The sequence below is a fragment of the Gracilibacillus xinjiangensis genome (genome assembly GCF_042651765.1).
Lineage (GTDB): Bacteria > Bacillota > Bacilli > Bacillales > Amphibacillaceae > Gracilibacillus > Gracilibacillus xinjiangensis.
In genome coordinates, this window is the sequence record NZ_JBHSDT010000008.1 from 673,583 (window position 1) to 687,063 (window position 13,481).

The 13,481-nt window shown below is 34.7% G+C and carries 15 protein-coding genes and 1 riboswitch; of the genes, 14 read left to right on the plus strand and 1 reads right to left on the minus strand.

Features of this window, described 5'->3' with window-relative positions; translation table 11 throughout:
* Positions 1–58 precede the first annotated feature (58 nt).
* The 12 genes from ACFOY7_RS14665 (at position 59) to ACFOY7_RS14720 (ending at position 10,436) form a co-directional block, all read left to right on the plus strand.
* Entirely contained in the window at positions 59–1,177 is a 1,119-nt protein-coding gene (locus ACFOY7_RS14665) for a D-alanyl-D-alanine carboxypeptidase family protein (protein ID WP_390252846.1), read from the plus strand.
* Positions 1,170–1,760, plus strand: a complete 591-nt coding sequence (locus tag ACFOY7_RS14670; protein WP_390254120.1) for a nucleoside recognition domain-containing protein — start codon at positions 1,170–1,172, stop codon at positions 1,758–1,760. The genes ACFOY7_RS14665 and ACFOY7_RS14670 overlap by 8 nt, the downstream gene beginning before the upstream one ends.
* Positions 1,757–2,290, plus strand: a complete 534-nt coding sequence (locus ACFOY7_RS14675; protein WP_390252848.1) for a spore maturation protein — start codon at positions 1,757–1,759, stop codon at positions 2,288–2,290. Before ACFOY7_RS14670 ends, ACFOY7_RS14675 begins: the two co-directional genes overlap by 4 nt.
* 108 nt (positions 2,291–2,398) lie before the next feature.
* Positions 2,399–3,130, plus strand: coding sequence for a pseudouridine synthase (locus ACFOY7_RS14680; protein WP_390252850.1), 732 nt, complete (start codon positions 2,399–2,401; stop codon positions 3,128–3,130).
* 56 nt (positions 3,131–3,186) lie between these two features.
* Entirely contained in the window at positions 3,187–3,759 is a 573-nt protein-coding gene (gene resA / locus ACFOY7_RS14685) for a thiol-disulfide oxidoreductase ResA (RefSeq protein WP_390252851.1), read from the plus strand.
* Between the two features lie 25 nt (positions 3,760–3,784).
* Positions 3,785–5,428, plus strand: coding sequence for a cytochrome c biogenesis ResB family protein (locus ACFOY7_RS14690; RefSeq protein ID WP_390252853.1), 1,644 nt, complete (start codon positions 3,785–3,787; stop codon positions 5,426–5,428).
* 23 nt (positions 5,429–5,451) lie between these two features.
* Entirely contained in the window at positions 5,452–6,642 is a 1,191-nt protein-coding gene (ccsB, locus tag ACFOY7_RS14695) for a c-type cytochrome biogenesis protein CcsB (RefSeq protein ID WP_390254122.1), read from the plus strand.
* Positions 6,643–6,742: 100 nt separating this feature from the next.
* The gene (locus ACFOY7_RS14700; RefSeq protein WP_390252854.1) at positions 6,743–7,450 is read left to right on the plus strand and encodes a response regulator transcription factor; all 708 of its coding nucleotides are present in this window, start codon (positions 6,743–6,745) and stop codon (positions 7,448–7,450) included.
* Positions 7,447–7,627: riboswitch (cobalamin riboswitch) on the plus strand. (Overlaps the previous gene by 4 nt.)
* 86 nt (positions 7,628–7,713) lie before the next feature.
* Positions 7,714–8,100, plus strand: coding sequence for a DUF4430 domain-containing protein (locus tag ACFOY7_RS14705; RefSeq protein ID WP_390252855.1), 387 nt, complete (start codon positions 7,714–7,716; stop codon positions 8,098–8,100).
* On the plus strand, positions 8,097–8,609 hold the full coding sequence (locus ACFOY7_RS14710; protein ID WP_390252856.1) for an ECF transporter S component: 513 nt from the start codon (positions 8,097–8,099) through the stop codon (positions 8,607–8,609). Before ACFOY7_RS14705 ends, ACFOY7_RS14710 begins: the two co-directional genes overlap by 4 nt.
* 80 nt (positions 8,610–8,689) lie before the next feature.
* The gene (locus ACFOY7_RS14715; RefSeq protein WP_390252857.1) at positions 8,690–9,220 is read left to right on the plus strand and encodes an RNA polymerase sigma factor SigX; all 531 of its coding nucleotides are present in this window, start codon (positions 8,690–8,692) and stop codon (positions 9,218–9,220) included.
* Between the two features lies 1 nt (position 9,221).
* Positions 9,222–10,436: a hypothetical protein gene (locus ACFOY7_RS14720; protein WP_390252859.1), complete on the plus strand. Its 1,215-nt coding sequence runs from the start codon at positions 9,222–9,224 to the stop codon at positions 10,434–10,436.
* A 35-nt stretch (positions 10,437–10,471) separates the two neighbouring features.
* Here the strand turns inward: ACFOY7_RS14720 and ACFOY7_RS14725 are convergent, their stop codons facing one another.
* On the minus strand, positions 10,472–10,699 hold the full coding sequence (locus ACFOY7_RS14725; protein WP_390252861.1) for a ferredoxin: 228 nt from the start codon (positions 10,697–10,699) through the stop codon (positions 10,472–10,474).
* 171 nt (positions 10,700–10,870) lie between these two features.
* Between ACFOY7_RS14725 and ACFOY7_RS14730 the strand changes: the two genes are divergently transcribed.
* Both ACFOY7_RS14730 and ACFOY7_RS14735 read left to right on the plus strand, forming a co-directional pair.
* Positions 10,871–11,917, plus strand: coding sequence for a YpbB family protein (locus tag ACFOY7_RS14730; protein WP_390252862.1), 1,047 nt, complete (start codon positions 10,871–10,873; stop codon positions 11,915–11,917).
* Between the two features lie 16 nt (positions 11,918–11,933).
* Complete coding sequence (locus tag ACFOY7_RS14735; RefSeq protein ID WP_390252863.1) at positions 11,934–13,466, plus strand: RecQ family ATP-dependent DNA helicase; 1,533 nt, start codon at positions 11,934–11,936, stop codon at positions 13,464–13,466.
* Positions 13,467–13,481: the final 15 nt, after the last annotated feature.

Consider the following 13,481-nt stretch of genomic DNA (forward strand, 5'->3'; position numbering starts at 1 on the left):
CTTTGCTGCATACAATGTTACAAACATTTAAACATTGAATGGGAGAAGATGAGGTGAGATGATGCGTATTATAATGATTATTCCAATACTGCTCTTTGCTTTTGTATTTTCAGCACCAAACGTAGCAGCAAGTGTGCAGGTATCTGCTAAAAGTGCTGTATTAATAGACCAGGCAACAGGCAGAGTGCTTTATGAGAAAAACGCTAATGAAAAATCCCTAATTGCAAGTATCACGAAAATAATGACAGCTATTGTTGCAATTGAATCTGGCGATTTAAAGGAGCATGTTAAGGTAAGCAATCGAGCTATCGGGACGGAAGGGTCGTCCATCTACTTAAGAAAAGAAGATCAGTTTACATTAGAAGAACTAATATATGGATTAATGTTAAGATCAGGAAATGATGCAGCTGTGGCAATTAGTGAACAAGTAGGTGGCAGTGAAGAGGGATTTGTTCATTTAATGAATGAAAAAGCTAGTTGGATTGGAATGACAGATACGCATTTTGATAACCCGCACGGCTTGGATTCCGATACCCATTATTCTACAGCGTATGATATGGCAAAGCTGATGAAATATGCGATGGATAATGAGATATTTACAGAAATTTCTGGAGCTGAGTCATTTAAAGCGAATGATCGAGATTATGCATGGCATAACAAAAATAAATTATTAACATCTTATTATGATTATTGTATTGGCGGTAAAACTGGTTACACGAAAGCTGCTGGTAGAACTTTAGTAACTTCAGCAGAAAAAGATGGACAAAGACTAATAGCTGTAACATTGAATGCACCGAATGATTGGCAAGATCATATTCAAATGTTTGAGTGGGGATTCGATACATTTGATCAAGAAAAACTTCAATCAATCGGAATTTATTCATACAAAGATAAGAGCAATGGAAATATTATTAACGGAAAAATTACAGAAAATGTTATCTATCCATTAAAGAATGAAGAAATGAACCAGGTGGAAACTAAAACGTTTATTTCTTCTTCCACCGATAATACTGCAGGCCATTTTGGTAAAAAGGTTTTTTATTTGGATGGCAAACAAATAGCAGAGACAGTAATCTATCATGTAGATAAGCAAATCGAAAAAGAAACTGATCATAACCATTTTTGGACAGAAGTTTGGTCATCTTTCTCTCGATTTTTAGGTGATCAAGATGATTAATGTGATTTGGGCATTAATGGCTAGTATAGGTATTATCTACGCAATGATAAACGGTACAATGGATGCAGTCAATGAAGCGATTTTTAAAGGAGCTAATGACGCAATTACATTAGTGATTGCCTTAACAAGTGTACTGGTGTTCTGGTTAGGTATGATGAGAATAGCAGAAGAAGCAGGTATACTTAAGGGGCTGAGTAAGGTATTCAAACCGATCGTCACAAGAATCTTTCCTGATATCCCCCCAAACCATCCAGCAATGGGATACATACTAGCTAATTTCAGTGCGAATTTATTCGGCCTCGGAAATGCTGCTACTCCAATGGGAATAAAAGCAATGGAAGAAATGAAGAAATTAAACAATGGTTCCAATCATGCCAGTAATTCTATGATAACATTTTTAGTTATAAATACATCGAGTATCACCCTTGTACCCACCCAAATTATTGCTATTCGAATGCAATACGGCTCTCAATCACCAACAGAAATTGTAGGTACAACTCTTATCGCAACAGTGGTTACGACACTTGCTGCTTTAATAATTGATGGCCTTTTGAGAAAGAGAAGGGAGTTTCATTCTCTATGATTCAATGGATTACAACAATTAGTGTCTGGTTAATTCCCTGTATAATATTGTTTATCTTACTTGTTGCTACTGCAAAAAAAATATCATCATATGAATTATTTGTGGAAGGCGGGAAAGAAGGCTTAAAAATGGCGATTTCTCTTCTTCCATTCTTATTAGGGATGCTAGTCGCAATAGCTATCCTAAGAAGTTCTGGAGCATTAGATGCTTTCATTCAGTTGATTGAACCTGTTCTTACTAAATTAGGATTTCCGGCGGAAATGGCTCCATTGGCAATTATTCGGCCGATCTCCGGAACAGCTGCTTTAAGTGTCACAACAGAGATTATTCAAACATATGGACCAGACTCATTTTTAGGAAGGCTAGCTTCCACAATGCAAGGAAGTACAGATACAACTTTATATATCCTCACAGTGTACTTTGGGGCTGTCGGTATTAAGAAAATGGGTGATGCACTTAAAGTTGGACTTATCGCTGATTTTATTGGTATAATTGTATCGGTTATTGTAGTATCGTGGATTTTTGCTTAGAAGCGTTAACAAATATGTTAACGCTCCTTTTCATTATGAAAGGGATAATAATCGTAATGGTATAGCAGCAAACTACTATAAATTTATGATAAGAAAGAGTGTGAATAAATGAGTGAACGATTGCAAAAAGTGATTGCAAAAAGTGGGATAACCTCTAGAAGAAAAGCAGAAAAACTAATCGAAGATGGACAGGTAAAAGTAAATGGTAAGGTTGTTACAGAATTAGGTGTGAAAGTAACAAACCAAGATCAAATAGAAGTTAATAATGTTCCGATAGAGAAGGAACAGCCAGTATATTATCTTCTATACAAACCTAGAGGCGTGATTTCAAGTGTTTCTGATGACAAGGGACGCAAAACAGTAACAGATTTTTTCGAAGAACTGGATGAAAGAATTTTTCCTGTAGGAAGACTTGATTACGATACATCTGGACTAATAATAATGACGAATGATGGCGACTTCATGAATTTATTATTACATCCCAGATATCAAATGGACAAAGAGTATATTGTTAAAACAAAGGGAATTCCAGCAAAAGAAAACTTGCAAAAATTCAAAAAAGGTATACGTTCTGATGGCGAACTATTAAAGGCAAAGCATGTAAAAACAATGTCATTTGATAAAAAAAAGCAAACGGCAATATTAAAGATCGTTTTGCATCAAGGTAAAAACCGCCAAATAAGAAGAATGTTTGATGCTATTGGGCACCCTGTTATGAAACTGAGGCGTGAGCGATTTGGAATATTAACATTGGAAGGTCTCCAGCCTGGAGAGCATCGTAAGCTGACTGCACATGAAGTGGAGCAGCTAAAGAAACATGCTAATAAAATTGTTAAATAAATGTCACAATCTATCACTGCATACATGGTAAAATGATCGTAGGGGGAGTGGGTACTTTGAACAAAGTAGAGCAAGCGAACAAGACAAAACAAAAGAAAAAAAGAAATCGGTTAATTTATCGGACCTCAATTTTAGTCGTTTTGTTCGGGGCTTTGTTATTTGCTGTGATTTCTAACATACTGGCAGATGATGCAGCTTTAGACATTGGGGACCAAGCACCTGATTTTCAGCTAACTCACTTAAACGATGAACAGTCAGATACTGTACGCCTGGAGGATTTAAAAGGAAAAGGGGTTATGCTGAATTTCTGGGCTACTTACTGTGAACCATGTGAACGGGAAATGCCATATATGGAATCTCTATATCCGGAATATAAAGAGAAAGGTGTTGAGATAATAGCTGTAAGTGTTGATGCAACTGAATTAGTTATAGACCAGTTTGTGGACCAATATAACTTAACTTTCCCTGTTTTACACGATAAAAACAGCCAGGTAATGGATGCTTACGGTATTAGACCACTTCCTACGACATTTTTCATTGATGAAGATGGAATAGTGGTGGAACGTGTTATTGGTGAACTAACTTTAGAAAACTTAGAGGGATATTTACAAAAAATTGAACCAAGCTAATTTTACGAGATAACGAGGGGTATCTATGAATGTAATTAAGTGTGAGGCCTGTGGTTATGAAAATTCAAGAGGAACTTCCATTTGTAACAGATGTGGGAAGCCATTAGATAAAGAAAATACTTCCAATATATTAAACATGAGATATGACGGAAGAGCGATCCGCTCAAAAACAAGAAATACTTCTATTGTTGATAAAGTATGGAATTTCTTTTCATCAATTAAAGCAGGTGTTTCGTTAATAGCAATTGCACTAATTGCTTCAGCTATTGGCACAATTTTTCCGCAAAGTCCTTATATTCCGTCAACCGTTGATCCTGCGGTACATTATCGGGATCAATATGGAATAATGGGGCAAATCTATTATCAATTAGGTTTTCATGAATTGTATAGTTCATGGTGGTATATGATATTAATTGCTTTAATCGGCATTTCTATCTTTATTGTAAGTTTAGATCGTGGGGTTCCATTATATAAGGCACTAAAGAATCAAAACCCTAAAAGACATATTAACTTCCTGAAAAGACAAAAACTGTTTGGGTATTATCCGGAATATAATCCAAAAGATTATGATCAATTACTAACCAATTTAAAAAAGCACCGATACAAAATCTATGAAAAAGAAGGTCACATTCTTGCTGAAAAAGGTAGATTTTCAAGATGGGGTCCATATGTTAACCATACGGGACTTATTATTTTCTTAATTGGCTCATTACTTCGTTTTGTTCCATATATGTATGTAGATGAGTTTGTATGGGTTCGTGAAGGTGAAACCGAAATAATCCCAGGTATTGGCCAACAATACTATGTAGAAAATCAAGAATTTATTTTCGAAACATATGGCGATGATGACGAAGATGCAAAATTTAGCGAAATGTTGGAACGGCAAGGTTCAGCTGTTCCGAAACATTATGAAACAAAAGCAATTATTTATAAAGATACTTCAAAAGATGTAATTGGATCTGAGCCCGATTTAGAGGAAGTGACAAGAGGATCAGCAATTGTAAATAAGCCGATTAAGTTCGATGGTTATGCACTATACCAGAGTAAATATCAATTGAATGAGTTTCAAAGTATGTCATTTAAACTTCATGAAACCAATGACCCTGAAGAGCAGTCCATACTTGACTTTACGGTTGATTTTTCGGATCCACAATCAACTTATACTTTTGATAACGGCTTTAAAATCGAAATAAATAAATATTATCCAGACTATGTTCTGGATGATGATGGTACACCTCGATCACAAACTAATTATCCGCGTAACCCAGCGTTTGTATTTTTTGTCTATCCACCAGGACAAGACGATCCTGAGGTCAGTTTTATCGGAATCAGACAAAATGTTGATCCTTCCAAAGATAATCAGTATAGGATTGGATTTACAGGTATCGATGTTAGAGATGTAAGTGGACTGAACCTTAAAAAGGACCTTACCTTACCTGTACTTGGATTGGGAGCGTTTATATTTATGATTGGTGTCATCCAAGGAATGTACTGGCAGCATAGACGTGTATGGATTCATCCTGATAATGGGAAATTATATATTGCAAGTCATACTAATAAAAATTGGTTTGGGATGACCAGAGAAGTCGAAAAAATTTTGAAAGATACAGATTTTCAAATGTTAAAAGATCAAGAAAATAAAGTGACCGAAGACCAAGAAAAAGTATAGATAAATGAAGGAGGGTCACAATGATGGAAGATTTAATTGTTTGGAGTAATCGGTTATTATACTCGACTTTTGTCCTTTACCTTATTGCAACAGTGTTATTTGCTGCAACAATTAAAGATAAGAGACATGAGAAAAATTTTACAATACTTCATTTTTTAGCTCTGATTACCACAATAACAGGGTTTCTAACACAGCTAGGCTATTTTATTACAAGGTGGATCGCTAGTGGACATGCCCCTGTAAGTAACATGTTTGAATTTGTCACATTTTTTGGAATGATGCTTGTATTAGCATTTATTATTCTGTATTTTATTTACCGTATAGAATTGCTAGGGTTATTTGCATTGCCGATTGCATTAATAATTATTGGATATGCAAGTATGTATCCAAATGAAATTTCACCGCTTGTACCGTCATTGAAAAGTCACTGGTTATACATACATGTAACAACAGTAGCTCTAGGTGAAGCCATATTAGCTATAAGTTTCGTGGCGGGCTTGATATATTTAATTCGTCATATTGACCAAACGAAATCAAGTGCTAGAACAAGATGGCTTGAGGTAATTATGTATTCCATTTTTGCAACAATAGGATTTGTTATAATATCCACAGCATTCTCATTAACTGATTATTCTTCTACATTTGAATATACGATCGAAGGTAAAACAAATGAACTAGAATATCAGTTACCTCCAATTTTCGGTCCGGCAGATGGAAGACTAGTAACAGCGGATCACATGGACGCAATATTCAGTACACCGGAATGGATGCATGGAGCTGAAGCACCTAGGAAATTAAACACATTAGTCTGGTCATTAGCAGTGGGGCTTTTATTGTATGCTGTTACTAGATTAATCTTACGCAAAAGGATTGCGGCATCAATCCAGCCACTGCTTCGGAAAGCTAATCCGGAACTATTGGATGAAGTTTGTTACAGAGCAGTTGCGATTGGTTTCCCAGTTTTCACACTTGGTGGACTAATTTTTGCTGCTATATGGGCACAGGAAGCATGGAATAGATATTGGGGATGGGACCCTAAAGAAGTTTGGGCATTGATTACATGGTTTTTCTATGCAATTTTCCTCCATTTACGATTAACAAGAGGATGGCATGGTGAAAAGTCTGCATGGCTTGCTGTAGTTGGTTTTGCAATTATTATGTTTAATTTAATCGTTGTAAATTTAGTACTAGCAGGTCTTCATTCCTATGCTTAGAGTTGATTAGCGAAAAATATAAAGAAAAAGTACAAGAGATAATTGTCCCTTGTACTTTTTCCGTATATACTAATATTGTGATAGGGGGTATGAAATTTACATGGAAAAACAAAAAGTGTTAGTTGTTGATGATGAAGATAGAATTAGAAGATTGTTAAAGATGTATTTGGAAAGAGAAGAATATGTGGTCGAAGAAGCAGCAGATGGTGAGGAAGGTTTACATAAAGCACTGAATCAAGATTATGAAGTAATTCTTTTGGATGTAATGATGCCAGGTAAAGACGGACTTGAGGTTTGCAAAGAAATACGTGAAAAGAAAGCTACACCAATTATTATGTTAACTGCCAAAGGGGAAGAAATAAGCAGAATTCATGGCTTTGAAGCTGGAACAGATGACTATATCGTCAAACCATTTAGCCCCCGTGAAGTAGTGTTACGTGTAAAAGCTTTATTAAGGAGGACTGGAATTCAGTCTTTATCCAATCAAGTCAATCGCTCAAAAGATATGATAGAATTTCCCCATTTAATCATTGATAATGATGCCCACAAGGTAGTGGCTGATAATAAAGAGGTTAATTTAACACCAAAGGAATATGAATTACTATTATTCTTAGCTAAAGCACCTGATAAAGTTTTTGACCGGGAAGAATTATTAAAAGAAGTTTGGAAATATGAATTCTTCGGTGATCTTCGTACAGTTGATACCCATGTTAAGAGATTACGCGAAAAACTAAGTAAAGTCTCAGAAGAAGCTGCAAAGATGATCGTAACAGTATGGGGAGTCGGGTATAAATTTGAAATAAAATAAATGAATTATGTAGTGATGTAGTTAGTACTTTAATAGGGAATCTGGTGAGAATCCAGAACTGTCCTCGCAACTGTCAGTGTTCACAAAACGGATATGTCATTGTACTTAACACGTATGAGAAGACCCGGATTAGATTTAAACACAAGTCAGGAGACCTGTCATTACATAAAATAAAAATGCTTCGAGGATTGAGCATTGTAAGTAGTGAATCATTCCATAACTACTTTTGTGTTAAATCCTCCTATCAATTATGGAGGGATTTTATGAAAAGGATATACACTGGAATATTATGTTCCTTTATTACATTATTAATGCTAACGGGCTGTTTTACAACTGAATCACAGGAAGAGCAAGATTCGGTAAATGAAGAGTCGCTAACTATTGTAATATCTGTTGAAAATGAAGATGTTTCAGTAAACAAGATAGAAATAGATGATACTGTGAATTTAATGGATCTCCTAGTGAACAACTTTGAAGTAGAAGCTGATCAAGGCATGATTACATCAATTGAAGGTTATGAGCAAGAACCTGACGAAGGTAAATACTGGTTATTTGAAGTGAATGGTGAAATGGCAACGGTTGGAGCTTCAGATTATAAAGTTACACCAGGTGACCAAGTCGTTTTTAATTTAGGTGTCGTCACCGAATGAGCTTAAATGTTCACAAGCTAACATTTTTAGCATTATTATCTAGTCTGGCAGTAATTGGTCGTATATTCTTCCAATTTATCCCTAATGTCCAGCCTGTTTCTGTTATAATCATTATTGCTGGCTTTCTGCTAGGTCCTTATTCCGCTTTATTACTTGCAGTAGTTTCAGCTTATCTATCCAATCTTGTACTGGGGATGGGGCTTTGGACAATCTGGCAGATACTGGCGTGGGGGCTTATTGGTTTGATTGCTGGCTCTTTCAAATTATATAAATGGAAAAAACCGCTTTTTCCTCTGATGATTTACAGTTTTTTTGCTGCTTATATATATGGTTTGATCTTAGACGTTGGGACCTTTTTATATGCTGGTAAGTTCTGGCCGTATTTCTTAGCTAGTTTACCATTCAGCACCTTACATGCGCTCGGTAATATTGTGTTTATGATTTTATTGTTTCCTGTTATAAGCAAGTTATTTTATTCAGATCGGGCAAAAAGATTACTTGGTAAATAACGTATATTTATAAAAGTTACAAGTTATTGTAACTTTTTTTCGTATCATTCGACAAATAAAATAGTAAAGGGGGTCTTATCGTGAGGACCACTTTTGATGAACTTTATGATAAGTATCATCAAGACTTATACCAGTTTGTTTTTTATATGGTTAAGAACAAACAAGAAGCAGAAGATATAATTCAAGAAGTCTATATCCGTGTAATACGTTCATACGATAATTTTAAAGGAGATAGCAGCGAAAAGACGTGGCTTTTTTCGATTGCCAGGCATGTAACATATGATTATTTTAGAAAGTTGAAAAGAAAAAGAAATCGCTTCTTAAGTTTTTTTAATTGGTTCGAAGCGGGAGAGTCTTTAGCTTCCAACCAACCGATACCTGAAAATGTAGCAATATTAAGTGAAGAGATAAAACTATTATATAAGTCTTTAGATTATTGTACTGCAGATCAGAAACAAGTCATCATTTTAAGGTATATACAAGAGTTCACCATTCAAGAAACTTCTGAAGTATTAGGGTGGACTACTAGTAAAGTAAAAACAACGCAGCATCGAGCCATCAAATTATTGCAACAGCATATGATTAATGCTGAAGATAAGGAGGATGTGTAATATGACAACAAATCATCCTAATCATAGTGGGAAAGTCGAAACACTATTGAAACAAATGCCTAAAATAGAAGATACACAAAGTAAAGAAGTTATTTATCGTAAAATCCAGACAGAGATAAATAAGACAACATCTAAACAAAAAAGTAAAATAGTTTGGTTAATTCCAACTCTTGCTACAATAGGTTGTTTGATTATTTTATTAATTGCCTGGAATGGGCTTGAAAATTTTTCTTTCTATACTGGTACGGATACAAGTCAGGAATCGACGACAGAATCTAATGAAAGTGATGATAAGATTGGCCAGGAAGCAGAAATTATGGAAGATGCTAGTATAGAACAGAAGACTACTGAAGAGGGTAGTGTAGAAAACAATACAGATTTTCTGCCACCGGTTGGTGACAGAACATTTTTTCAACATATCGATGAAAATTCTTTTATCTATCGAACAGATTATTTAAATGACCAAAATATTCTCTATACTTCATGGGCTACAGAAGAAGCGCAGTATGTTGTGCCAATATCTTTAATGAATACCAGTATACCTTATTATGATCTGGCTGCTTTTTATGAAAATGCTACTGATTATTTATCATTAGCGGATAATGGATTTCATAATCTTGCGTTCGATCAGTTAGATTTTAACATTGATCAGGCAGCACAGCGTGTGGAGATACAAGTCAATGAAAATTATCCTGTAATGTCTAGTGGTGCAAATTTTCAAATGTTTAGGAAAATGCTATCAGACATGTTTGTTCCATTGGGCATTAAGCAAGTGGTCTTAACTGGCAATCATTCCTTTGTTGAGGAACAGAATAACTTTTCACCTGAATACCGGACAAATACTTTATATAAAATATATCAATATGAGGATGATTCACCATTTTGGCTCATACCGACAGCCGAATTTACATTTCAGTCTTTTGGTGAAGCCATAGAAGAAATGAAGAATGATGAAGAACCATTTCGTGTTTCTGCACCAATTCCGAAAAATGCAAGCATAGAGGTTAACGCACAAGGGGATATGGTAAATGTTACTGTTACATCTACATTGCTTGGTAATAATCAAGGAACATTAACAATGATTGAAGCGATACTACTAGCAGCAAAAAGTTTTGGCTACAATCAAGTTAAGTTCGATATTGAGGTTGACAATGTAGGTAAATATGATTTAACCAAACCATTAGATGTGCCTGATATTATTAATCCGGTATACTAAATAAAAAGCAACTAGTTTTCAGTTAACTAGTTGCTTTACCTGTTTGGTAATGTTAATTTTTTGATGGACTCTGTAGGGCATGATTCAAACGCATCGATAAAATCCTCTTCATCCTTGATTGGAACAGGAGTAGTGCCATTATTGTTATCAAGCTTTACATAGGCTAGCCCCTCATCATCATAATCAAATACACCACTAGCTGTTGCCCCGCACACTCCACAGGCAATACATGTATGTTTATCTACCCACGTATAAAAGGGCATTTTTATTCTCCTTTATTGTTGTATTACCAATCCATCATAACACAAGAAAAGCAAAAAAAAAAAATTCCTTTACAATGGGCTATCCGTCTATTATAACTTCCACTGATCCAAGTGTTACTTTATCTTTTTAATTAACATTGATAAAATTAAGGGAAGATGGGAGATAGAAATATGTTAAAGTATATTTTATTATATTGTATAGATGCCTTGCGTGCAGAACGTTCGGTTGCTAATGTATATTACTTATTAAGAGGGAAAAAATCTACACAGACTATCCAAGATAGCCATTTATATAATTTAACGAATTTTTTTGGGGTTTACCGTACAATAAAAAGGAAGGATTTTAATCGTGTGGTCGATGAACTGGTAAAAATGAACCTCATAAAAATAAGCGAACAGGGTTTTGCACACATGAATGAGTATGGTAAAGAATACTTAGTTAATCAATATAATAAATTTCAACATTTATACTTAAAAGGGATGAGTTATGAAAAAAGTGCCCCTCAGTTTTTAGCGACACTCATACTTCTCATCCAAACAGTCACCAACATACATATGAAAAATTATAGATTCATTCCGGTTATTGATGATGTTGCCATACAATCTAATGTCAAAAGATTTTTACAAAGCAAGCAATTGGATATGACAATCTTATTAAAAGATTTATATGATGATTTGTTGCAAATCTTGTCATCAAGAAAATTTCCAGAGTATAGTAAAGACATCTTTGTTGATTATATAACTTCCGCTAATGAAGTTGGACTAGGTCAGCAGCAACTCGCTGTGAAATACAATATCTCAAAAGAAGATATTCACTGCTATCTGATGAATATGATCCATTTAATATTGGAAGAGATTAGAATTACCGCTCCCACATATAAAGTGCTTCCATATATACTGGATCAAAAACGTAAACTTCCCCTAACAGAATCAGCAATAGTTACATATAAATACTATAGCAGTGGCTATACCATTCACGAGATCGCAAACCAAAGAAATTTAAAGGAAAGTACAGTACAAGATCATATTATTGAAATTGCTTATATGGGGGAAGTAAAATGGTCTAATCATATGAATGATAAAGAATTTTCCTTAATAAGAGAAGTATTGGAAAAGTCAAACACGAAACAATTAAAGACATTAAAAGATCAATTACCTGACTTTATTACATATTTTCAAATAAAATTAGTAATTGCACTGTGGCACAAGAACTGTTAGGAAAGGAAAGTTAAAAATGTATGAATCCTCATTAGAAGATTATTTGCAACGTTATTTCGGTTACACATCATTTCGGACAGGTCAAAAGGAAATTATAGAATCCGTACTATCTCAAAATAATACCCTTGCTGTTTTACCAACTGGTTCCGGTAAATCAATATGTTATCAACTGCCTGCAATGATTATGGGAGGGACAGTTTTAGTAATTTCCCCATTGCTTTCACTTATGACTGATCAAATAAAGGAAATAAAAGCCTTTGGGATGAGAGATGTAATTGCTATCAATAGTATGACACCGGTACAGGAAAAGCATGTTTCCATGCGAAATTTAATGAAATACAAGCTTATTTTTACCTCACCGGAAATGTTGCAAAATTCGTTCTTTGTCACGAAGTTAAAAAAAATATGTTTATCACTTTTTGTAGTGGATGAAGCACACTGTATTTCGCAATGGGGTTATGAGTTTAGACCTGATTATTTAAGACTGGCAAATGTTCATAAAGAGTTAAATTCACCGCCTATTTTAGCTTTAACAGCAACCGCAACCCCTGAAGTACAAAGTGATATAATTCATTCACTGCAATTAAAGGATTGTAATAAATACATTTACCCGATGGATAAGCCGAACCTTTCATTTGCTGTAAAGAAAGTGACAGAAACCAGCGAGAAAAAAAGAGATATTGTTAATACGTTAAAAAAGTTTACTGTCCCAACAATGATCTATTTCTCTAGTCGGAAAGAAGCTGAGAATATCTCATATTTTTTACAACAAGAGTTACCTGACCTTAAAACAGCTTTTTATCACGGAGCTTTAGATACAACTGATCGGTTATTAATTCAGCAGCAGTTTATGGCTAATCAATTAGATGTTATTTGCTGCACAAGTGCGTTTGGTATGGGAATAAACAAAATGGATGTCCGACTTGTCATTCATTATCACGCACCATCCCAACTGGAGTCTTTTATTCAAGAGGTAGGAAGAGCAGGAAGGGATGGGAAAGAATGTGTAAGTTTGTTATATTATCATGAATCCGATCAGCACATATCAAGGCGTTTAATTGAATCAGAACTTCCAGATATTGATTTGATAGAACATGTATTAAAATATATCATGGATAACCAGATTACAGAGAGAAGTAAGCTAGAAGATTATTTTCTGAAGATAACCGGTGATAATGAAATTCAATGGCGGTTTTTCCAATACCAGTTAGAAGTACGGGAAGTGTTAATTGATGATATAATTGATAAGAATATGATTAACATTGATGAATTGACAAAATCGATTGATCGCCTCATCTTAAAACGACAGCTATACAAACAGAAAAAGATGTATGAAATGAATGATTGGATAAATGTAAATAAATGCAGAAGGGCAGCGTTATATGAACATTTTCAATCAAGTATCCAAAAACCTTTAAATATGTGTTGTGATTATTGTGATTTCAAATGGCATGACTGGAATCCAGTCATGATTAATCGTAAGAAGCAAGATTTCTCATGGATTGAAAAACTTGGAAATAAATTAATGCAACTTGAATCCCAAACGTAAAATGATATTGGAGGG

Bases quoted from the DNA above. Each gene is read 5' to 3' on its own strand.
- ACFOY7_RS14665 (WP_390252846.1), top strand. From the start codon at position 59: ATGATGCGTATTATAATGATTATTCCAATACTGCTCTTTGCTTTTGTA.
- ACFOY7_RS14670 (WP_390254120.1), top strand. From the start codon at position 1,170: ATGATTAATGTGATTTGGGCATTAATGGCTAGTATAGGTATTATCTAC.
- ACFOY7_RS14675 (WP_390252848.1), top strand. From the start codon at position 1,757: ATGATTCAATGGATTACAACAATTAGTGTCTGGTTAATTCCCTGTATA.
- ACFOY7_RS14680 (WP_390252850.1), top strand. From the start codon at position 2,399: ATGAGTGAACGATTGCAAAAAGTGATTGCAAAAAGTGGGATAACCTCT.
- ACFOY7_RS14690 (WP_390252853.1), top strand. From the start codon at position 3,785: ATGAATGTAATTAAGTGTGAGGCCTGTGGTTATGAAAATTCAAGAGGA.
- ccsB (WP_390254122.1), top strand. From the start codon at position 5,452: ATGGAAGATTTAATTGTTTGGAGTAATCGGTTATTATACTCGACTTTT.
- ACFOY7_RS14700 (WP_390252854.1), top strand. From the start codon at position 6,743: ATGGAAAAACAAAAAGTGTTAGTTGTTGATGATGAAGATAGAATTAGA.
- ACFOY7_RS14705 (WP_390252855.1), top strand. From the start codon at position 7,714: ATGAAAAGGATATACACTGGAATATTATGTTCCTTTATTACATTATTA.
- ACFOY7_RS14710 (WP_390252856.1), top strand. From the start codon at position 8,097: ATGAGCTTAAATGTTCACAAGCTAACATTTTTAGCATTATTATCTAGT.
- ACFOY7_RS14720 (WP_390252859.1), top strand. From the start codon at position 9,222: ATGACAACAAATCATCCTAATCATAGTGGGAAAGTCGAAACACTATTG.
- ACFOY7_RS14725 (WP_390252861.1), bottom strand. From the start codon at position 10,699: ATGCCCTTTTATACGTGGGTAGATAAACATACATGTATTGCCTGTGGA.
- ACFOY7_RS14730 (WP_390252862.1), top strand. From the start codon at position 10,871: ATGTTAAAGTATATTTTATTATATTGTATAGATGCCTTGCGTGCAGAA.
- ACFOY7_RS14735 (WP_390252863.1), top strand. From the start codon at position 11,934: ATGTATGAATCCTCATTAGAAGATTATTTGCAACGTTATTTCGGTTAC.